The sequence below is a fragment of the Micromonospora tarapacensis genome (assembly GCF_019697375.1).
Classification (GTDB): Bacteria; Actinomycetota; Actinomycetes; order Mycobacteriales; family Micromonosporaceae; genus Micromonospora; species Micromonospora tarapacensis.
On record NZ_JAHCDI010000004.1, the window covers coordinates 3,539,422 to 3,558,645 of the forward strand.

The window sequence follows — 19,224 nt, forward strand, 5'->3', positions numbered from 1 at the left end:
GTCGGAGTACGGGCGGAAAGTCCGAACGGTTCAGACCTCGACGACGGTGGGAACGATCATCGGGCGGCGGCGGTAGGCGTCGTTGACCCATCGTCCGACGGTGCGCCGGACGATCTGCTGGAGCTGGTGCGGATCGGTGATCCCGTCGGCCGCCGCCCGGTTGAGCGCCTCGGTGACCAGGGGAAGCACCGGGTTGAACGCCTCCGGGTCCTCGGAGAAGCCCTTGGCGGACACGGTCGGGCCGGCGACCACCTTCCCGGTGACCGAGTCCACCACGACGGTGGCGGCGATGAACCCACCGTCACCGAGCATACGACGCTCGGTGAGCAGCGACTCGCTGACGTCACCGACGGCCAACCCGTCGACGTAGACGTAGCGGCTCTTGACGTGCCCGACCACGCTGGCCCGCCCCTCCACCAGGTCGACCACGTCGCCGTCCTCGCAGAGCACCACCCGGTCGGGGGCCACGCCCGACTCGATGCCCAGCCGAGCGTGCGCTCGCAGGTGCCGCCACTCGCCGTGCACCGGCATCAGGTTGCTGGGCCGGACCACGTTGAGCAGGTAGAGCAGCTCACCCGAGGGAGCGTGGCCGGAGACGTGCACCTTCGCCACCTCCTTGTGCACCACCACCGCACCGGCCCGGGCCAACCGGTTGATCACCCGGTAGACGGAGGTCTCGTTGCCCGGCACCAGCGAGGAGGCCAGCACCACGGTGTCACCGGGGGCGATGGTGATGTGCCGGTGGTCGCCGCTGGCCATTCGGCCCAGGGCGCTCATCGGCTCGCCCTGCGAACCGGTCGACATCAACACGATCTGCTCCGGCGGCATCGACGTCGCCTCGTCCAGCCCGACCACCAGGCCGGGCGGGATGTTCAGCAGGCCCAGGTCCCGTGCGATGCCCATGTTGCGGACCATGGAGCGGCCGATCAGCGCGACCTTGCGGCCGTGCTCGGCCGCCGAGTCGAAGACCTGCTGCACCCGGTGCACGTGGGAGGCGAACGAGGCGACGATGATCCGGCCGCGCGCCTTCGCGAAGATCGAACCGAGCACCGGGCCGATCTCCCGCTCCGGGGTGACGAAGCCCGGGGTCTCCGCGTTGGTGGAGTCCGAGAGCAGCAGGTCCACGCCCTCGGCGCCGAGCCGGGCGAAGCCGGCCAGATCGGTGATCCGGCCGTCCAGTGGCAGCTGGTCCATCTTGAAGTCGCCGGTGTGCAGCACCAGCCCGGCCGGGGTACGGATGGCCACCGCGAGGGCGTCCGGGATCGAGTGGTTCACCGCGAAGAACTCGCACTCGAACGGGCCGAGCCGCTCCCGACCGCCCTCCCGCACCGTCAGCGTGTACGGCTGGATGCGCCGCTCGGCCAGCTTCGCCTCGACCAGCGCGAGGGTGTACTGCGAACCGACCAGCGGGATGTCGGACTTGTGGGCGAGCAGGTAGGGCACCGCACCGATGTGGTCCTCGTGGCCGTGCGTCAGCACGATCGCCTGGACGTCGTCGAGCCGGTCGAGGATCGGGCCGAAGTCGGGCAGGATCAGGTCGACCCCGGGCTGCTCCACGTCCGGAAAGAGCACACCGCAGTCGACGACCAGGAGCTTCCCGTCGTACTCGAAGACGGTCATGTTCCGGCCGATGGCGCCGAGCCCGCCGAGCGGTATGACCCGAAGCCCGCCCTCCGGCAGCGGTGGGGGAAGTTGGGCCTCCTCGTTGTGCGCCTCGGTCACGCGTTCACCTCATTCTGCGACGCCGTTACCCGGCGTCCGTCGTGTCGTTTGATCATTCGGGAAGGGCCAGGCCCGCCGCCGCGCAGTCGGCGCGGAGTTGGGCGAGCTGGCCGTCGGTGATGTCCACCAGCGGCGGCCGGACCGGTCCGGCCGGCAGGCCCTGTGCGGCAAGGCCCGCCTTGACCAGGATGGTCCCCTGGGTACGGAAGATCCCCGTGAACAGCGGCAGCAGCCGGCGGTGCAACGACAGCGCGGTCGGCCCGTCCCCCGCGTCGTACGCCTCGATCATCCGCTTGGTCTCGGCGCCGACGAAGTGGGTCGAGGTGCCCACCACCCCGACGCAACCGACGGCCAGCGCGGGCAGGGTGAGCGCGTCCTCGCCGCTGTAGTACGCCAGGTCGGTGCGGCTGGTCACCCAACTGGTCGCGGTCAGGTCGCCCTTGGCGTCCTTCACCGCGACGATCCGGCCGTGCTCGGCGAGCTGGACCAGCGTCTCGGTCTCGATCGGCACCCCGGCGCGGTGCGGGATGTCGTAGAGCATCACCGGCAGCCCGGTCGCGTCGGCCACGGCCGTGAAGTGACGCAGCAGACCGGCCTGCGGCGGCTTGTTGTAGTACGGGGTGACCACCAGCAGCCCGTGCGCACCGGCCTTCTCCGCCGAGGCGGCCAGCTCGATGGTCTGCCGGGTGTCGTTGGTGCCCACCCCGGCGACCACCCGGGCCCGGTCGCCGACAGCCTCGGCCACGACCCGGATCAGGCGTTCCTTCTCCGCGTCGGTGGTCGTCGGCGACTCACCGGTGGTGCCGTTGACCACCAGCGCGTCGTTGCCCTGCGCCACGACCAGGTGATCCGCCAGCCGCGCCGCGCCGTCGAGATCGAGCGCGCCGTCGGGGGTGAACGGGGTCACCATGGCCGTGAGCACCCGACCGAACGGACGGGAGGCCGTCCGGGCCGGGGCGTCAACGTGGTCGTGCGTCATGGTGACAACCTAGCGGACGGCCGGCGGCCGGCCGCCGGGGAAGGGCTCAGGACCCCTGGGCGTGCGGCTCGCGCCCGCTCAGGACCCCTGGGCGTACGGGCTGTGGGCCACCTCGGTGCCGTCGGGCAGGGCCGAGACGGCGAAGTCGGCGAAGGCGTTCGGCGCGACCCGCTGCAACTGCCGCAGACACTCGACCGCCAGTTCGCGGATCTCCACGTCGGCGTGCTCGGTGGCGCGCATTCCGATGAAGTGCCGCCAGGCCCGGTAGTTGCCGGTGACCACGATCCGGGTCTCGGTGGCGTTCGGCAGCACCGCGCGGGCGGCCTGGCGGGCCTGCTTACGCCGCAGCGTCGGGTTCGCCACGTCGGCGAAGCGCCGTTCCAACCCCTCCAGCAGGTCGTTGTACGCGCGCACGCTCGCCTCGGCCGCCTCGACGAACCGCTTGTGCAACTCCGGATCCTCGGCGATCACCGTCGGCTCGACCATCGCCGCGTCCCGCTCCGGCACGTACCGCTGGGACAGCTGCGAGTACGAGAAGTGCCGGTGCCGGATCAGTTCGTGGGTGAACGAACGGGACACCCCGGTGAAGTAGAAGCTGACCGAGCCGTGCTCCAGCACGGAGAGGTGGCCGACCTCCAGGATGTGCGCCAGGTAGCCGGCGTTGGTGGCGGTGGCCGGATTCGGCTTCTGCCAACTCTGGTAGCAGGCCCGTCCGGCGAACTCCGCGAGCGCCTGCCCCCCGTCGGCGTCGGTCGACCAGGGCACGTCCTCCGGCGGGTCGAAGTGGGTCCACGCGACGAGCTTGACCTGCGGCTGCACCATCTCCGGCATTCTTGCGACTGTAGTAGGGCGGCGCCGCCGCCACGATGGCGGGTGGTTAGACGTAGAGGGCGGTGAAGGGGAGCCAGGGCAGGTTGCGGACCACCGAGAAGGCCAGCCAGGCAGCCAGGAACCCGCTGATCAGCTTCGGGCCGATCCGCAGCTCGGGCAGTCGCCAGCCGAACGCCTGCCGGCCGGCCCAGGCGACGAAGAGGTACGCCAGGAAGGGCAGCGCGAAGACGAAGAGGAAATGGTGTCGGGCCGCGGCCGGCAGGTCGGCGTGCAACACGTACCAGAGGGCACGGGTGCCGCCGCAACCGGGACAGTCCAGCCCGGTGGTCAGCTTGAGCAGGCAGGTCGGCAGGGCGTCCGGCGCGGAGCGGGTGGGATCGCTGAGCAGCGTGTAGCCGATGCCGGCGGCGACGCAGCCGACCGCGGCCAGCGGCACCACCCAACGCGGCGCGCGATCGTAGAGCCGCGCCACGAACCGGGTGAGCCGATCGGGCTCGGCCACCGGGTAGCCGGCCGGATATCCCACCGGCCAGTCGGCCGGCACCTCGGGCGGCGCACCGCCGACCGGCCCGTGCGGCACCGGCCCGTGCGGCGCGGCCGGATCCCGGGCGGGCGGCTGCGGCTCGGCGCCGGCTCGGTCAACGCTCGTCACGCCGCTCACCGTACACCGGCCACGCCCAGCAGCGCGGCGGCCAGCGGAGCGGCGAGGTCACCGGCGGCGGGTGGCGCCACCGCGTCCAGGCCGAGCCAGCCGGCCAGCCGGTACAGCTCCGCGGCGAGCGCCACGGCGGTCTCCCCGGGTCGACGCCCGGCTCCGCCCAGGCGGCCGGCACCAGCAGCACCCCGGCCTTGCGGTCCGCCTTCAGGTCGACCCGGGCGGTGAACCGCTCGCCCTGCCGGAACGGCAGCACGTAGTAGCCGTGCACGCGTTGCGGCGCCGGGACGTAGATCTCGATGCGGTAGCTGAAGCCGAACAGCCGCTCGGTGCGGGCACGTTCCCAGACCAGCGGGTCGAAGGGACTGACCAGGCTGTTGCCGCGCACCCACCGGGGCAGCCGCGCCTGCGCGTGCAACCAGGCGGGCTGTCGCCAGCCCGGCACGGTGACCGGCCGCAACTCCCCGGCCTCGACCAGGTCGGCGATGGCCTGCCGGGCCCCGGCGACCGGCAACCGGAAGTAGTCGCGCAGCTCCAGCTCGGCGGCGACCCCGAGCGACCGCGCAGCGATGCTCACCAGCGTGCGGTACGCCTCGGCGTCGCTCGGCGTCGGCGCGTCGAGCACCGGGGCCGGCAGCACCCGCTCGGGCAGGTCGTAGCGGCGGGCGAAGGAGGTGGTGCGCTGCGCCGCGCACACCTCACCGGCCCAGAAGAGGTATTCCAGCGCCTGCTTCACCGCCGACCAGTTCCACCCCCAGTTGCCGGTCTGGCGGGGCGCGTCGTGCTCGATCTCAGCCACCGTCAGCGGGCCCCGGGCGGCCACCTCGTCGCGCACCCAGCTGACCAGGGCGGGCTGCTCGGCGGCGATGCGGCGCATCCCGCCCCAGGCCTCGGCGTGCGCCCGCGCCATCCGCCAGCGCAGCGCCGGATGCAGGCCGACCGGGACCAGCGACGCCTCGTGGCCCCAGTATTCGAAGAGCTCGCGGGGGCGGCGGTAGGCGGCCGAGTCGAGCAGCGTGGTCGGGTACGGCCCGAGCCGGCTGTAGAGCGGCAGATAGTGGGCCCGTTGCAGCACGTTTACCGAATCCATCTGGATCAACCCGACCCGGTCGAGCACCCGGCGCAGGTGCCGGCGGGTGGGCGCCCCGGTGGGTGCCGGGTCGGCGAAGCCCTGTGCGGCCAGGGCGATCCGCCGGGCCTGGGCGAGCGAGAGCGATTCCGGTACGACCATCGCAGGCAGGCTACGCCAGACGTACGACACCGGTGCGGACGCTGGACCTGTCGCCCCCGGCGGCCTAGAACTACTTCCATGCCCACCATCCGCCGCGAGGAACCCGACGACGCCGAGGCGATCGCCCGGGTGCACGTACACGGCTGGCAGGCCGGTTACGCCGGGATCATGCCGGAGGAGGTGCTGAGGCGGCTCAACCCGGTCGCCTGGGCCCAGCGCCGGCGGGCCCTCGGCACCGCCGACCCGGACCACCCGTTCACCACCCTGCTCGCCGAGGTCGACGGCACGCTCAGCGGGTTCACCACGTTCGGCCCCTACCGCAACAACCAGGACCGGGGCGACCTCGATCCGGCGTACGGCGAGGTGGTGGCGATGTATGTCCTGCCGGCCCACTGGGGCGACGGCACCGCCCGGGCCCTGTTCGCGGCGGCCCGAGCCGGTCTGCGGGAACACGGTTGGACGGAGTACCGACTCTGGGTGCTGGCGGACAACGACCGGGCCCGCCGGTTCTACCAGCGGGCCGGGCTGTCACCGGACGGTGAGCGGTCGACCTATCCGGTGCCGCTGTCTGGCGGACGTCCACCGGTCGGGCTGGTCGAGTTGCGTTACACCGGCCGCCTGGACGGCTGAGCCCGACCCGACCGGGGCCGGGCGGCGCACCGGCAGGAAGGCCAGCAGCGCCAGGCTGATCCAGACGTAGGTGTTGCTGAACAGGAAACCGTCGACGCCGGTGAAGTCCTTCTCCCACGCCCAGACGATCCGGCTGATCAGGAAGGCGTACCCGACGGTCGCGGCGGCCAGCAGGGCGCGACGTCGGCGGCTGCCGCGCGGCGCGGCCATGCCGTTGTCCACCAGCAGCAGCAGGCCCGGCAGCAGCCAGACCAGGTGGTGCACCCAGGTGACCGGGCTGACCAGGCACATCACCGCGCCGGTGAGCGCCAGGCCGGTGGCCTGGTCACCGGCGGACGCGGCGGCGCGGCAGCGCCACACCCACACCACCAGCGTCGCGGCGACCAGCAGCAGCCAGGCCACCGTGCTCGGGCTCTGCGGGTCGAGCCGGGCCACCACGCCACGCAGCGACTGGTTGGACACGAAGGCCAGCTCGCCGACCCGGCCGGTGTTCCACAGCGCGGAGGTCCAGAACTCCCGGGAGGCGTCCGGGAACAGCGCGGCGGCGAGCACCGTCGCCGTGGCGGCGGCGCCCATCGCGGTGACCGCCGCCCGCCAGCGCCCGGTGACCAGCAGGTAGACGATGAAGATGCCCGGGGTGAGCTTGATCGCGGTGGCCAGGCCGATGCCGATGCCGGCCCACCGGCTGCCGCCCGGCAGCAGCCGGAGCAGGTCCACCGCGACGAGGAACAGCAGCAGCGTGTTGACCTGGCCGAAGTTGATGGTCTCGCGCATCGGCTCGAAGGCGGCGACCAGGCAGAGCGCCACCGCGAAGGCGAACCAACGGGTCCAGCCGGCCCGCCGCGACACCGGATCCAGCAGCCACCAGACGAGCACCGCGCTGGTCACCACGCCGGCGGCCACGCTCAGCACGATCGCCGCGTGCCACGACAGGTACGCCATCGGCAGCATCACCAGGGCGGCGAACGGCGGATAGGTGAAGCCGTACTGGGTGCCGGGCTTGAGGTAGTCGTAGATCTCCCCGCCGTCGTGCACCCACCAGACCAGGGCGCCCCGGTAGACCTGTAGGTCGAAGAAGCCGTGCCGGACCGCCGCCACGGACAGGAAGGCCGTCACCCCGACGGCGAGCACGATCACGGCAGCGATCTGCCCGGCCGTCCGCCTGGCACCCTGCGCCAACGTCGCCTCCCTCGCCCTGCGTAGGCTGTCGTGCCATGAGTCTCGGGTACGTCCGCCCGGCGCGTCCGGAGGACGCCGCCGAGATCGCCCGCATCCAGCTCGCCACCTGGCGGGTCGCCTACCGGCGGCTGCTGCCCCGGCACGTGCTGGACGGCCTCGACGAGGCGTCGCTCGCCGAGCGCTGGGACGCAGCGGTACGCCAGCCGCCCGGCGACACCCACCGGGTGCTGGTCGCCGTCGAACAGGCCGAGCAATCGTATCTGGTGGGATTCGCCGCCTCCGGCCCGGCCGACGCCGAGGCGCTGGCCCCGAACGAGCCGGCCGACGGGCTCGGCGCGGACGTGGTGGCGGTGACGGACCTGCTGGTCGAGCCGCGCTGGGCTCGGCGCGGACACGGCAGCCGGCTGCTCGCCGCCAGCGTCGACCTGTGGCGGGAGTCCGGCTTCGACCGGGCGGTGGCCTGGGTGTTCGAGGGCGACCCGGCGACCCGGAAGTTCCTCACCACCGCCGGCTGGGAGCCGGACGGCGCGGGACGCGCGCTGGACGTGGACGACATGCTGGTGCCCCAACTACGCCTGCACGTGGCGGTGCCCACCGAGCCGACCGGGGCCGGCTGACCGCGGGCGGTCAGTCGAGCAGGGCGTCCAGGCCGAGGGTCAGACCCGGCCGGGCGCGCACCGCCCGGACGGCAAGCAGGACGCCGGGCATGAACGAGACCCGGTCGTACGAGTCGTGCCGGATGGTCAGCGTCTCGCCGGTGGTGCCGAAGAGCACCTCCTGGTGGGCCACCAGGCCGGCGGCCCGCACCGCGTGCACGCGTACCCCGTCGATGTCGGCGCCACGGGCACCGGCGACCTCGTCCGAGGTGGCGTCCGGCACCGGGCCCAGCCCGGCCCCGGCACGGGCCGCCGCGATCAGGCGGGCAGTGTGGGTGGCGGTGCCACTGGGCGCGTCGAGTTTGCGCGGGTGGTGCTGCTCGACGATCTCGACCGACTCGAAGTATCGGGCCGCGCGGGTGGCGAACTGCATCATCAGCACGGCGCCGAGACCGAAGTTCGGCGCGATCACCACACCCACGCCGGGCTTGCCGGCGAGCCAACCGCGCACCCGCTCCAGCCGCTGCTCGGTGAAGCCGGTGGTGCCGACCACCGCGTGGATGCCCTGGTCGATGCACCAGTGCAGGTTGTCCATGACCACGTCCGGGGTGGTGAAGTCGACGACCACCTGCGCACCGGCGTCCGCGGCGTCGGCCAGCCAGTCGCCCTCGTCGACCGATGCCACCAGATCCAGGTCGGTGGCCGCGTCGACGGCCTTGCACACCTCGATACCCATCCGACCGTGGGCGCCCAGCACACCGACCCGGATCGCCTCGGTCGCGCCCTTGTCCTGCTCGTCAGTCACGCGGCACAACCTATCCCAATCGGGACGCCGGCGCCCCGGGGGTGGGCCGCACCCACCGGCCGGCCGGCGGGGATCAGGCGGTGAAGTCGCGGTCGGCGAACGGGCCGACCACCGCGAGGGACATCGGTCGGTTCAGCAACTCGGCGGCGAGGGTGTTGACGTCGTCGAGGGTGACCGCGTCGACCCGGTCGAGCAGCTCGTCGACCGGGATCAGGTCGCCATAGAGCAGCTCGCCCTTGGCCAGCCGGCTCATCCGCGAGCCGGTGTCCTCCAGGCCGAGCACGAACGCACCCTTGCTCATCCCCTTGCCCCGGGCCAACTCCGCCTCGGTGATGCCCTGCGCGGCGGTCCGCGCCAACTCGGCGCGGGTCAGTTCCAGCACCTGGTCGACGCGGCTCGGCGCGCACCCGGCGTAGACGCCGAACAGGCCGCTGTCGGCGTACTGGCTGGCGTAGGAGTAGACGGAGTAGGCCAGCCCACGACGCTCGCGGATCTCCTGGAACAGCCGGCTGGACATGCCGCCACCGAGCACGTTGTTCAGCACTCCGAGGGCGAAGCGGCGGTCGTCGAGTCGGTCGATGCCCGGGCAGCCGAGGACGACGTGCGCCTGTTCGGTCTCCTTCACCTCCACCACGGTGGTGGCGGCCCGGGTGCGTGCCGCCGGGGTGGCCGGCCGGTACGGCGCGGGTGTCGCCGGGTCGGTGTCCAGCGGGTGCCGCGCAGCGCCTGGCGGACCAGCCGCACCACGGCCGCGTGGTCGAGATTGCCGGCGGCGGCGATGACGATCTGCGGCGCCACGTAGCGGCGGCGGTAGAAGCCCTGGATCTGCCGGCGGGTCATCGGGGTGACCGTGTCGGCGGTGCCGGAGATCAGCCGGCCCAGCGGGTGGTCACCGTAGACGGCCTGGCCGAACAGGTCGTGCACCTCGTCGCCGGGCTCGTCGTCGTGCATGGCGATCTCCTCGAGGATCACGCCCCGCTCGGTCTCCACGTCGGCCGGTTCCAGCACCGAGTCGGCGACCAGGTCGCACATCACGTCGATGGCCAGGGACAGGTCCTCGTCCAGCACCCGGGCGTAGTAGCAGGTGTACTCCTTCGTGGTGAAGGCGTTGGTCTCGCCGCCGACCGCCTCGATCGCCGAGGAGATCTCCAGGGCATTCCGCTTGTGGGTGCCCTTGAACAGCAGGTGTTCCAGGAAGTGGGCGGCGCCGGCCTGCGGCCCGGTCTCGTCGCGCGAGCCGACGGCCACCCACACGCCGAACGAGACGCTGCGCATCGCCGGAATCGCCTCGGTCAGCACGCGCAAGCCGTTGGGCAGCACCGTGCGGCGCACCGTACCGCCCAAAGGGTCGTCGCTCAGGGTCCTGGTCACCGCCCGGGTCGACCCGCCGGCCGCACGGATGGTCCCGGTGGCGTGCCGGCCGGTGCCGGGCGGCACCGCCTCCCGTCGATGCGTCGGGAAGGACGAGCGCCGGGTCCGACTCACGAGAACCTGCTTCCAGTGCGACGAGAGTTTGCTTCGGTCACGAACCGGCCGGGCGACGGTGTCGCCCGGCCGGTCAGCGGAACAGTCGGCTGATCAGCGATCAGCTGTGCCGGGTGCGGCGCCGCGGGCGGGAGTCGTCGTCGCCGCCACCGCCACCGTCGCCGCCCTCGCCACGGTCGGGGCCACGGCTGCCGCGCTCGCCCCCGCGGTCGCGGTCACCCCGGTCGCGCGGACCGCGGTCACCGCGGTCGCGGCCGGCGGGCCGCTCGCCACCCTCACCGGCGGCCGGCGCCTCGGCGCCCTCCGGGCGGACCTTGTCCAGGTAGATCTTGCTGCGCTGGTCGATGTCGGCGATCTCCACCTCGACCCGGTCGCCCACGTTGAGGAAGTCCTCGACCTTCTCGACCCGCTTGCCGTCACCCACCTTCGAGATGTGCAGCAGGCCGTCCCGGCCGGGCAGCAGGGAGATGAACGCTCCGAACGGAGCGGTCTTCACCACGGTGCCGAGGAACCGGTCGCCGACCTTGGGCAGGGTCGGGTTGGCGATCGCGTTGATCCGCTCCACGGCGGCCTGCGCCGACGGGCCGTTGGTGGCACCGACGTAGATCGTGCCGTCGTCCTCGATGGAGATCTCGGCGCCGGTCTCGTCCTGGATGGCGTTGATGGTCTGACCCTTCGGCCCGATCACCATGCCGATCTTGTCGACCGGGATCTTCACGGTGGTGACCCGCGGCGCGTAGTCGGACATCTCGGCCGGAGCCTCGATCGCCCGCTGCATCACGTCGAGGATGGTCTGCCGTGCCTCGTGGGCCTGCTGGAGCGCGGCGGCCAGCACGTCGGACGGGATGCCGTCGAGCTTGGTGTCGAGCTGCAACGCGGTGACGAAGTCGCGGGTGCCGGCGACCTTGAAGTCCATGTCGCCGAAGGCGTCCTCGGCTCCGAGGATGTCGGTCAGCGTCACGTACTGCGTCTTGCCGTCGACCTCGTCGGAGATGAGGCCCATGGCGATGCCGGCGACCGGCGCCTTCAACGGCACACCGGCGGAGAGCAGGCCCAGCGTCGAGGCGCAGACCGAGCCCATCGAGGTGGAGCCGTTGGAGCCGAGCGCCTCGGAGACCTGCCGGATCGCGTACGGGAACTCCTCGCGCGAGGGCAGCACCGGAACCAGCGCCCGCTCCGCGAGCAGCCCGTGACCGATCTCGCGCCGCTTCGGCGAGCCCACCCGGCCGGTCTCACCGGTCGAGTACGGCGGGAAGTTGTAGTTGTGCATGTAGCGCTTGCGGTTCTCCGGGGACAGGGTGTCCACCATCTGCTCCATGCGCAGCATGTTCAGCGTGGTGACGCCCAGGATCTGGGTCTCGCCCCGCTCGAACAGCGCCGAGCCGTGCACCCGCGGCAGCACGCCGACCTCCGCGGTCAGCGGCCGGATGTCGCGCGGGCCGCGGCCGTCGATACGGACCTGCTCGCGCAGCACCCGGTTGCGGACCTCGGACTTGGTCAGCGAGCGGAAGGCCGCCGACAGTTCCTTCTCGCGGCCCTCGAAACGGCCGCCGAGTTCCTCCGCGACCTTGGCCTTGATCCGGTCGAGGGCCTCCTCGCGATCCGCCTTGCCGACGATCTGGAGCGCCTCGGCGACCTCGGCACGGGCCAGGTCGGCCACCGCGTCGTAGACGTCGTCCTGGTAGTCCAGGAAGACCGGGAACTCGACGATCGGCTTGGCGGCCACCTCGGCCAGCTCGCTCTGCGCCCGGCACAGCTCGCGGATCGACGGCTTCGCGGCCTCCAGGCCGCTGGCCACGATCTCCTCGGTGGGCGCGGTCGCGCCACCGGCGATCAGGGCCACGGCGTGCGGCGTCGCCTCGGCCTCGACCATCATGATCGCGACGTCGCCGTCGGGCAGTGCCCGACCGGCCACGACCATGTCGAAGGTGGCCCGGGCCAGCTCCTCCAGGGTCGGGAAGGCGACCCACTGCCCGTCGATGTGCGCGACCCGGGTAGCCCCGATCGGGCCGGAGAACGGCAGGCCGGAGAGCTTGGTCGACATGGACGCGGCGTTGATCGCGATCACGTCGTACGGGTGCGCCGGGTCCAGGGCGAGGATGGTCGCCACGATCTGGACCTCGTTGCGCAGGCCCTTGGCGAACGAGGGACGCAGCGGTCGGTCGGTGAGCCGGCAGGTGAGGATGGCGTCCTCGCTGGGCCGCCCCTCCCGGCGGAAGAACGAGCCGGGGATCCGGCCCGCGGCGTACATCCGCTCCTCCACGTCGACGGTCAGCGGGAAGAAGTCGAACTGCTCCTTCGGCTGCTTGCCGGCGGTGGTGGCGGAGAGGACGACCGTCTCGCCGAGCTGGGCGATGACGGAGCCGGCGGCCTGCCGGGCCAGCCGGCCGGTGGAGAAGGTGATCTCACGGGTGCCGAACGACCCGTTGTCGATCACGGCGGTACGGGCTTCGGTGCCGAGTTTGGTCTCGGTCATGCTGTCTCAATGCTCCTTCGCATCGGGGGCCACGACGCGGGAGCTGTGCGGACGGCCGGTCTTCGATCGAAGCGCCCGGGACCGCCGGCGGGATGCCGGGGTGCCCGGAGGCCACTACCGGAGACCGGTACGCCGACGGCTCCCCTGTCTTGGGTGTCACGGCCCGTTTCTCAGGTGGGACGCCGACGGGGGAGCGGCCTGGTCGGCCACTCCCCCGTCACGTCACCGGCGCAGGCCGAGCCGCTCGATGAGCGACCGGTAGCGGTGGATGTCCTTCTTCTGGACGTAGTTGAGCAACCGACGGCGACGGCCGACCAGCAGCAGCAGCCCGCGGCGGCTGTGATGGTCGTGCTTGTGCACCTTCAGGTGCTCGGTGAGGTCTGCGATCCGCTTGGTGAGGACCGCGACCTGCACCTCGGGCGAACCGGTGTCGCCCTCGACGGTCGCGTACTCCTCGCGGATCTTGGCCTTGCTCTGCTGGTCGAGCGCCATGTTCTCCCTGTTCCAGTGGATTGGATCGATGCTGTCCGTCGGGCCGGGCTAGGGCACCGGTGACGGACGGTCCTCGCGCCCGCGGCGTCGAGCAGGCATGCGAGGCCCCGCGTCGGTCAGCCGACGTCCCTGCCAGCCTACCAGCACCTCGTCCGGCTCGTCCGGACGAGCCCCCTCACCCCAGCACCCGGCGAGTCCGTTCGACGTCCTCGGCGATCTGCGCGACCAACGGCTCGATCGCGTCGAACCGCACCTGCCCGCGCAGATGCGCCACGAAGTCCAGCGCGAGCCGCTCGCCGTACAGGTCGCCGTCGAAGTCCAGCACGTACGCCTCGACCCGCCGCTCCCGGCCCGAGAAGGTCGGGTTGGTGCCGACCGACACCGCGGCGGCGTGCGACCGCCGCTGTCCCCGACGGATCATGCGGGCGGCGTAGACGCCGTCGGCGGGGACCGCCGCGTACCGGTGGCAGAGCAGGTTCGCGGTCGGGAAGCCCAGCTCACGCCCACGCTGATCGCCCCGAACCACCACGCCTTCCAGCCGGTGCGGGCGGCCCAGCGCGACGGCCGCCGCGGTCACGTCACCCGCGTCGACGCAGGAGCGGATGTACGTCGAGGAGAAGACCGTGCTGGCCTCGGCCACCAGCGGGGCACCCTCGACGGCGAAGCCGAACGTGCGGCCGAGCCGCTCCAGCAGCGCCACGTCACCGGCCGCCCGGTGCCCGAACCGGAAGTTGTCACCCACCACCACCAGCGCCGCGTGCAGGTGCTCGACCAGCACGTCGTGCACGAACGCCTCGGGGGAGATCCGGGAGAACTCGGGTGTGAACGGCACCACACAGAGCACGTCCACGCCGAGGGCCTCGATCAGCTCCGCCTTGCGGGCCGGCTCGGTGAGCACCGCGGGGTGGGAGCCGGGCCGGACCACCTCGGCCGGGTGCGGATCGAAGGTGAGCACCACCGACCGCACGCCCCGCTCGCGGGCCCGGGCCACGGCGTGCCCGATGGCCGCCTGGTGCCCCTTGTGCACGCCGTCGAAAACGCCGATGGTGACGACGGACCGCCCCCAGCCACCGGGTGCCGCGTCGTACCCACGCCACCGCTGCATGCTGCTCCTCCGCTGTTGTCCCGCCGGCCGTCGGCGGCCCGGCTTCAGGCCGGCGCGAGCACGACCTCCGCGCGGGCCCGGCCGGTCCGCTCGCTGACGATAGCGATCAACCCGCCGGCCGGGTCGAAGACCGCGTACGGCCCGGCGACGCCGACCGCGTCGAGCGGTCCGCCGTGGGAGAGCACCTTCGCCTCGTCGGCGGTGGCGTCCCGGCGCGGGAAGAAGCGCTCGGCCGCGACCGCGAGCGGCAGGCCCACCACCTCGGGCGCGCGCTGCTCCAACTCGTCGAGGGTAGTGGCCTCGGCGAGGGTGAAGCCGCCCACGGCGGTCCGCCGCAACGCCGTCAGGTGCCCGCCGACCCCCAGCGACAGGCCCGCGTCGCGGGCGACGGCCCGGATGTACGTGCCGGTCGAGCAGGACACGTCGACGTCGACATCCACCACGTCGGGCTGGTCGCGCCGGAGCGCCAGCACATCGAGCCGGGACACGGTGACCCGTCGGGCCGGCAGGTCCACGGCCTCTCCGTCGCGGACCCGCTTGTACGCCCGCCGCCCGTTGATCTTGATGGCGCTGACCGCGCTCGGCACCTGGTCGAGCTCGCCGGTCAGCGCGGTCAGCGCGGCCCGGATCGCCTCGTCGGTGAGCGTCCCGGCCGGCGTGGTGGCGATCACGTCGCCCTCGGCGTCGTCGGTGACCGTGGCCTGACCGAGCCGGATGGTGGCGGTGTAGCTCTTGTCCGCACCGATCACGTACGTCAGCAGTCGGGTGGCCCTGCCCACACCGAGCACCAGCACCCCGGTTGCCATCGGGTCGAGCGTGCCCCCGTGACCGACCCGCCGGGTACCCGCGAGCCGGCGGATCCGCGCCACGACGTCGTGCGACGTGATGCCACCGGGCTTGTCCACCACGATCAGACCGTCTCTGCTCACGACGTGCAAGCCTGCCAGACCCGCACCGCCGGCCGAGCACCGGACGTCCGGCTCGAAAACGGGATGTACGCAGTGGTACCACCCTGCCACGATGGCCACATCGGCGGCCGTGAACGCCGGGCCACGGACCACGGGGAGAACGAGATGACCACGGACGGCAACCGCACCGGGGTGCGGCAGCCCGAGGAGCAGGTGCACCCGCGCACACCCGACCGCCCGACCGCCTTGCCCTCCTGGATGCTCGACCCGCCGCCACCGAGGCGGACCCTGGGCGTCCGGCTGGCCGAGGCCGTCGCCGCCCTGCCCGGTGCCGGATGGGTCCGGCGCCGCTGGTGGGCCTGGCAGCGGCGGCAGCGCCTCTCCCAGCGGTATCCGAACACCGTCAAGATCCTCGCCGTGATCGTCTCGTTCGTGGTGATCCTCATCCTGGTGCTGTCCGCGCACGCCCTCTACGGCCTCGCCTGATCACACCGGGACGCCGCCGGAGCGGGGTTCGGACCGGATCGCACCGGTCACCGCCCAGGCGCCGGTGCGCAGCCGCAGCAGCAGGCCGACCAGGCGGATCACGGTGAACAGCAGCAGGCCGGCCCAGATGCCGCCGAGGCCGAGATCGAAGACGTGGGCGAGCCAGATCGCCGGCAGGAAACCTCCCAGCGCACCGGCCACGGTGAGGTTGCGCAGGTACTCGATGTCACCCGCGCCGATCAGCACCCCGTCGAGGGCGAACACCACGCCGGCCAGAGGCAGCATCGCGGCGAACCAGGGCCAGGCCACCAGCGCCTGCTCGTGCACGGCCTCCTCGGGGCTGAACCAGGTGGGCACGACGCCGGCACCGACCGCCGCGAGCACGGCGAACGCCGTACCGCAGACCGCGCCGAGCCCGGCGACCCGCCGGGCCAGCGCGCGGGCCGCCCGTCGTCGTCGGCGCCGAGTGCCGCGCCGACCAGCGCCTGCGCGGCGATGGCCAGCGCGTCGAGCACCAGCGCCGCGAAGAACCAGAGCTGTACGGCGATCTGGTGGGCGCCGACGGCGGCGGCACCGAAGCGGGCGGCGACCGCCGTGGCGGACAGGAAGCTGACCTGGAAGGCCACTCCCCGGATCAGCAGATCGCGGCTGAGCACCAACTGCTGGCCGATGACCCGGGGGCGTGGGCGCAGCGCCACCCGTTCGGAGATCAGCGCGGCGGCGAAGAGCGCGCCGGAGAGGGTCTGCGCGATCACGTTCGCCACCGCCGAGCCCACCAGCCCCATCCCCACCGGGTAGACCAGCACCGGGCAGAGCACCGCGGAGAGCAGGTTGGGGCCGAGGACGAAGGCCAGCGGCCGGCGGGTGTCCTGCACGCCGCGCAGCCAGCCGTTGCCGGCGGCGGCGAGCAGCAGCCCCGGTGCCCCGAACGAGGCGATCCGCAACCACTGCCCGGCGGCGGTTCCGACCTCACCGCCACCGGCCAGAGCGGCGACCAGGGCGCCGCCGCCGACCTGCATCGCGGCGACGACCAGCAGACCCGCGCCGAGGGCGAGCCACGATGCCTGGACGCCCTCGGCCACCGCGGCCGAACGGTCGCCGGCGCCGAAACGACGGGCCGCCCGGCCGGTGGTGCCGTACGCGACCACGGTGCCCAGCCAGGCGGTGAGGGTCATCACCGTCCCGCCGACGGCCACCGCGGCCAGCTGGACCCGGCCCAGATGGCCGACGACCGCGGTGTCGACGAGGACGTAGAGCGGCTCGGCGGCGAGGACCACGAGCGCCGGCAGGGCGAGCGCGGCGATCCGGCGCGGCGAGGCGACCCGGTCGGCGGCGACGGTGGACTGGCTCATCGCCGCCGATGGTGGCACGCCCCGAGTAAGGGGAGCAAGCTACTGCGCTACTTACCGGCCGGGGATCTCCACCGGGCGGCGGGGACTACGGGCCGGACCGGCCACGCGGGCCGGCGCTCCGGGTGCCGGACGAGCGGGCGCGGTGACGCCGTACGCACGGGACGGCTCGGCGTCACCGCCGGTCGCATCCGGTCACTGACGGGTGTCCATGGAGGTCTGCAGGGCGCGGCGGGCCTGCTCGCGGGCCTCGTCGGTGGTCTCGGGCTTGGGCTTGGCGGGCATGGTGGACCCCTTTCCAGGGCGCGCGCCACCAGGCGCGACGGCGCGTCACGGGCGGTGCTGAGACAGGCACCCGCGGACCGGATCCGGGGTCACCGGAACGGTGGGTGGGCGGCGTGGTGGCCCGGGTCGGTCGACCCTGACAGAGGCGACGCCGGGTATGGCTCCGCCCCCTGACCTGCGCCGAAGCGGCGCCGACCGTTTCCCAAGTTATCGTTCAGGTCCACATGGTGCGTGCTGTTCCCGCCATCTGGACGTCAGCTCCCGGTCACCTGGCCAGGAAGTGCCAGCCGATCCACCACCAGAAGCCGAACAACCCGATCCGGCCCACCGGCACCGGGCCCACCTCGTACCGCATGACGTACGCACAGACCTCGCCGAGCGTCGGTATCCGTGACCCCTCCCGCCGGGCCAGCCACTCGACCAGACCGAACAGCGCCAACCCGACCAGGAATCCGCCGATCGCCAGTGCCCGAATCATCGCCGCGCCAGCCCCCAGAACGCCGACAGCCACGCCAGCCACGCCGCGGATCGGACCAGCCGGTCCTCCAGCAGCGGATCGGCGAGCTGGGAGAAGGTGGGGAAGTCGTCACCGGCGGCCGCGAAGAAGGTGGCCCCCTCGAAGATCCCGAAGACCACCACCGGCAGCGTCCACCAGACCGCGCCGGAACTCAGCCGCTGTGGCGCCGGACGACGCGGCACCCGGTTGGACAACCCGAGCCAGATCAGCGCCCCACCGGCACCGAACACGTAGACGTTGGCCTCGGTCGAGAAGGACGCGAAGCGACCACCGACCAGGGACAGGGCCACGAGCACCGGCACGCAGACGACCGGCCGCTCCCAGGTGCGGGGGGCCTCGACGGTGAGGTCGTGGGGCTGCTCCATCATCCGATTCTCCCCGCCCTGTCCCGGTGCCGAAACCCCGACACTCCCCGGAGCTGTCCCTGAAATCACCCCTGCCGGTCGCCGCCGTTCGCCAGGACCGTCGTCAGCTCCGTCCGGATCCGCTCGACCACCTCGTCGACCGTGCCGCGGCCGGTGAAGCCCGCGGCGAGGCGATGCCCACCGCCGCCCAGGGCGACCGCCACCCGGCTGACGTCTGTGGCGCCCTTGCTGCGCAGCGAGACCGCCCACAGATCCGGCGCGGTCTGCTTGACCACGCAACTCACATCGGCCTCGGCGGTGCACCGCACCGGGTCGATCAGGGCCTCCAGCACGTACGGTCGCTGCTCGTGCCGGGCCAGGTCGTCCAGGGTCGCGTAGGTCCAGACCAGGCCGTGCCCGGCCGCCGCCTCGGGCTCGAGCCGGGCCCGGCCGAGCACCTCGCCGAAGAGCCGCACCGCGCCGAACGGCCGGCTGTCGAACACCCTCCGGGAGATGTCACCCGGACGGATCCCGGTGGCCAGCAGGCGAGCCGCCATCTCGTGCACGGCGGGGGTGGTCGCGTCGAACCGGAACGAGCCGGTGTCGGTGCTCAACGCCACATAAAGGCACTCGGCGATGCCCGCGTCCACCGGTACGCCGAGCCGGTCGAGCAACTGCTCGGCGACCACCGAGGTCGCCGCCGCGGCCGGGTCGACCAGGTTCACGTCGCCGAAGCCGGTGTTGGAGGCGTGGTGGTCGAGCACCAGGGTGGTGCCCCGGCCGCCCAGCCGGCCGGCCAGCTCGCCCAGCCGCGAGTCACTCGCCGCGTCGAAGCAGATGATCAGGTCCGGCTCGGCGGCGGCGTCGGACGCCGGCACCAGCAGCTCCAGGCCGGGCAGGCCGCCCAGCGGTTCGGGCACCTCCGGCGGGCCGGGGAAGGTCGCCTGCAACCGGTGTACGCCGAGCCGCCGCAGCCCGAGCCCGAAGCCGAGCATGCTGCCCAGTGCGTCGCCGTCCGGGTTGACGTGGCAGATCAGCAGCACCCGGCCGTCGGCGGGCAACTGCCGCACCGCCGCGACCGCGGCGGCCCAGTCGGCCTCCGTCGGCGCGCCCGGCGCCGGCGCGTCGGCCAGGGCCGGCGCGGCGACC

The 19,224-nt window shown here is 72.8% G+C and carries 16 protein-coding genes and 3 pseudogenes; 3 read left to right on the forward strand and 16 right to left on the reverse strand.

All coding sequences use genetic code 11. The annotated features are described in order from the left end of the window. Positions 1 to 30 precede the first annotated feature (30 nt). From KIF24_RS21900 to KIF24_RS21920, 5 genes and pseudogenes are all read right to left on the reverse strand, one after another. Entirely contained in the window at positions 31 to 1,722 is a 1,692-nt protein-coding gene (locus KIF24_RS21900) for a ribonuclease J (RefSeq protein WP_221085625.1), read from the reverse strand. Between the two features lie 52 nt (positions 1,723 to 1,774). Continuing rightward, the gene (dapA, locus tag KIF24_RS21905; RefSeq protein WP_221085626.1) at positions 1,775 to 2,701 is read right to left on the reverse strand and encodes a 4-hydroxy-tetrahydrodipicolinate synthase; all 927 of its coding nucleotides are present in this window, start codon (positions 2,699 to 2,701) and stop codon (positions 1,775 to 1,777) included. A 78-nt stretch (positions 2,702 to 2,779) separates the two neighbouring features. After that, the gene (gene thyX / locus KIF24_RS21910; RefSeq protein WP_221087490.1) at positions 2,780 to 3,523 is read right to left on the reverse strand and encodes an FAD-dependent thymidylate synthase; all 744 of its coding nucleotides are present in this window, start codon (positions 3,521 to 3,523) and stop codon (positions 2,780 to 2,782) included. Positions 3,524 to 3,578: 55 nt separating this feature from the next. Then, a complete protein-coding gene (locus KIF24_RS21915) occupies positions 3,579 to 4,193 on the reverse strand; it encodes a DUF2752 domain-containing protein (protein WP_407939948.1) in 615 nt (204 codons plus the stop codon). After that, a pseudogene (locus tag KIF24_RS21920) lies at positions 4,190 to 5,418 on the reverse strand (winged helix-turn-helix domain-containing protein). The gene KIF24_RS21915 and the pseudogene KIF24_RS21920 overlap by 4 nt, the downstream one beginning before the upstream one ends. A gap of 78 nt (positions 5,419 to 5,496) precedes the next feature. On the opposite strand from KIF24_RS21920, the gene KIF24_RS21925 reads away from it, so the two are divergent. Beyond that, positions 5,497 to 6,048, forward strand: a complete 552-nt coding sequence (locus KIF24_RS21925) for a GNAT family N-acetyltransferase (RefSeq protein ID WP_221085627.1) — start codon at positions 5,497 to 5,499, stop codon at positions 6,046 to 6,048. On the opposite strand, the gene KIF24_RS21930 is transcribed toward KIF24_RS21925, so the two are convergent. Continuing rightward, on the reverse strand, positions 5,947 to 7,227 hold the full coding sequence (locus KIF24_RS21930) for a glycosyltransferase family 87 protein (protein WP_221085628.1): 1,281 nt from the start codon (positions 7,225 to 7,227) through the stop codon (positions 5,947 to 5,949). The genes KIF24_RS21925 and KIF24_RS21930 overlap by 102 nt on opposite strands. Before the next feature lie 35 nt (positions 7,228 to 7,262). On the opposite strand from KIF24_RS21930, the gene KIF24_RS21935 reads away from it, so the two are divergent. Further along, the gene (locus KIF24_RS21935; protein WP_221085629.1) at positions 7,263 to 7,844 is read left to right on the forward strand and encodes a GNAT family N-acetyltransferase; all 582 of its coding nucleotides are present in this window, start codon (positions 7,263 to 7,265) and stop codon (positions 7,842 to 7,844) included. A gap of 10 nt (positions 7,845 to 7,854) precedes the next feature. Here KIF24_RS21935 and dapB read toward each other — a convergent pair whose 3' ends face one another. The 6 genes and pseudogenes from dapB to truB all read right to left on the reverse strand — a co-directional run bounded on the left by dapB (position 7,855) and on the right by truB (position 15,115). Further along, positions 7,855 to 8,628: a 4-hydroxy-tetrahydrodipicolinate reductase gene (gene dapB, locus KIF24_RS21940; RefSeq protein ID WP_221085630.1), complete on the reverse strand. Its 774-nt coding sequence runs from the start codon at positions 8,626 to 8,628 to the stop codon at positions 7,855 to 7,857. 73 nt (positions 8,629 to 8,701) lie between these two features. After that, positions 8,702 to 10,065: pseudogene (locus tag KIF24_RS21945) on the reverse strand (M16 family metallopeptidase). Positions 10,066 to 10,213: 148 nt separating this feature from the next. Further along, positions 10,214 to 12,589: a polyribonucleotide nucleotidyltransferase gene (locus KIF24_RS21950; protein ID WP_221085631.1), complete on the reverse strand. Its 2,376-nt coding sequence runs from the start codon at positions 12,587 to 12,589 to the stop codon at positions 10,214 to 10,216. A gap of 222 nt (positions 12,590 to 12,811) precedes the next feature. Then, positions 12,812 to 13,081 carry a 30S ribosomal protein S15 gene (rpsO, locus tag KIF24_RS21955; RefSeq protein ID WP_221085632.1) on the reverse strand — a complete coding sequence of 90 codons (270 nt, stop codon included), beginning with the start codon at positions 13,079 to 13,081 and terminating at the stop codon, positions 12,812 to 12,814. A 175-nt stretch (positions 13,082 to 13,256) separates the two neighbouring features. Further along, positions 13,257 to 14,186, reverse strand: a complete 930-nt coding sequence (locus tag KIF24_RS21960) for a bifunctional riboflavin kinase/FAD synthetase (protein ID WP_221085633.1) — start codon at positions 14,184 to 14,186, stop codon at positions 13,257 to 13,259. Positions 14,187 to 14,230: 44 nt separating this feature from the next. After that, entirely contained in the window at positions 14,231 to 15,115 is an 885-nt protein-coding gene (gene truB, locus KIF24_RS21965) for a tRNA pseudouridine(55) synthase TruB (protein WP_221085634.1), read from the reverse strand. Between the two features lie 144 nt (positions 15,116 to 15,259). Here truB and KIF24_RS21970 point away from each other — a divergent pair, with 144 nt between their 5' ends. Next, positions 15,260 to 15,580, forward strand: a complete 321-nt coding sequence (locus tag KIF24_RS21970) for a hypothetical protein (protein ID WP_230415835.1) — start codon at positions 15,260 to 15,262, stop codon at positions 15,578 to 15,580. Here KIF24_RS21970 and KIF24_RS21975 read toward each other — a convergent pair. From KIF24_RS21975 to KIF24_RS21995, 4 genes and pseudogenes are all read right to left on the reverse strand, one after another. After that, positions 15,581 to 16,932, reverse strand: a pseudogene (locus KIF24_RS21975) (MATE family efflux transporter). It abuts the gene before it with no gap. Between the two features lie 547 nt (positions 16,933 to 17,479). Next, complete coding sequence (locus KIF24_RS21985; protein WP_221085635.1) at positions 17,480 to 17,692, reverse strand: DUF6186 family protein; 213 nt, start codon at positions 17,690 to 17,692, stop codon at positions 17,480 to 17,482. After that, positions 17,689 to 18,096, reverse strand: a complete 408-nt coding sequence (locus tag KIF24_RS21990) for a hypothetical protein (protein ID WP_221087493.1) — start codon at positions 18,094 to 18,096, stop codon at positions 17,689 to 17,691. The genes KIF24_RS21985 and KIF24_RS21990 overlap by 4 nt, the downstream gene beginning before the upstream one ends. 65 nt (positions 18,097 to 18,161) lie before the next feature. Further along, the gene (locus tag KIF24_RS21995) at positions 18,162 to 19,208 is read right to left on the reverse strand and encodes a DHH family phosphoesterase (protein WP_221087494.1); all 1,047 of its coding nucleotides are present in this window, start codon (positions 19,206 to 19,208) and stop codon (positions 18,162 to 18,164) included. Positions 19,209 to 19,224 lie beyond the last annotated feature (16 nt).

What these genes read in the sequence shown, in the direction of transcription:
- dapA (WP_221085626.1), bottom strand. Translation starts at nt 2,701, where the DNA reads ATGACGCACGACCACGTTGACGCCCCGGCCCGGACGGCCTCCCGTCCG.
- thyX (WP_221087490.1), bottom strand. Translation starts at nt 3,523, where the DNA reads ATGGTGCAGCCGCAGGTCAAGCTCGTCGCGTGGACCCACTTCGACCCG.
- KIF24_RS21925 (WP_221085627.1), top strand. Translation starts at nt 5,497, where the DNA reads ATGCCCACCATCCGCCGCGAGGAACCCGACGACGCCGAGGCGATCGCC.
- KIF24_RS21935 (WP_221085629.1), top strand. Translation starts at nt 7,263, where the DNA reads ATGAGTCTCGGGTACGTCCGCCCGGCGCGTCCGGAGGACGCCGCCGAG.
- KIF24_RS21950 (WP_221085631.1), bottom strand. Translation starts at nt 12,589, where the DNA reads ATGACCGAGACCAAACTCGGCACCGAAGCCCGTACCGCCGTGATCGAC.
- rpsO (WP_221085632.1), bottom strand. Translation starts at nt 13,081, where the DNA reads ATGGCGCTCGACCAGCAGAGCAAGGCCAAGATCCGCGAGGAGTACGCG.
- KIF24_RS21960 (WP_221085633.1), bottom strand. Translation starts at nt 14,186, where the DNA reads ATGCAGCGGTGGCGTGGGTACGACGCGGCACCCGGTGGCTGGGGGCGG.
- KIF24_RS21970 (WP_230415835.1), top strand. Translation starts at nt 15,260, where the DNA reads ATGACCACGGACGGCAACCGCACCGGGGTGCGGCAGCCCGAGGAGCAG.
- KIF24_RS21985 (WP_221085635.1), bottom strand. Translation starts at nt 17,692, where the DNA reads ATGATTCGGGCACTGGCGATCGGCGGATTCCTGGTCGGGTTGGCGCTG.
- KIF24_RS21990 (WP_221087493.1), bottom strand. Translation starts at nt 18,096, where the DNA reads ATGGAGCAGCCCCACGACCTCACCGTCGAGGCCCCCCGCACCTGGGAG.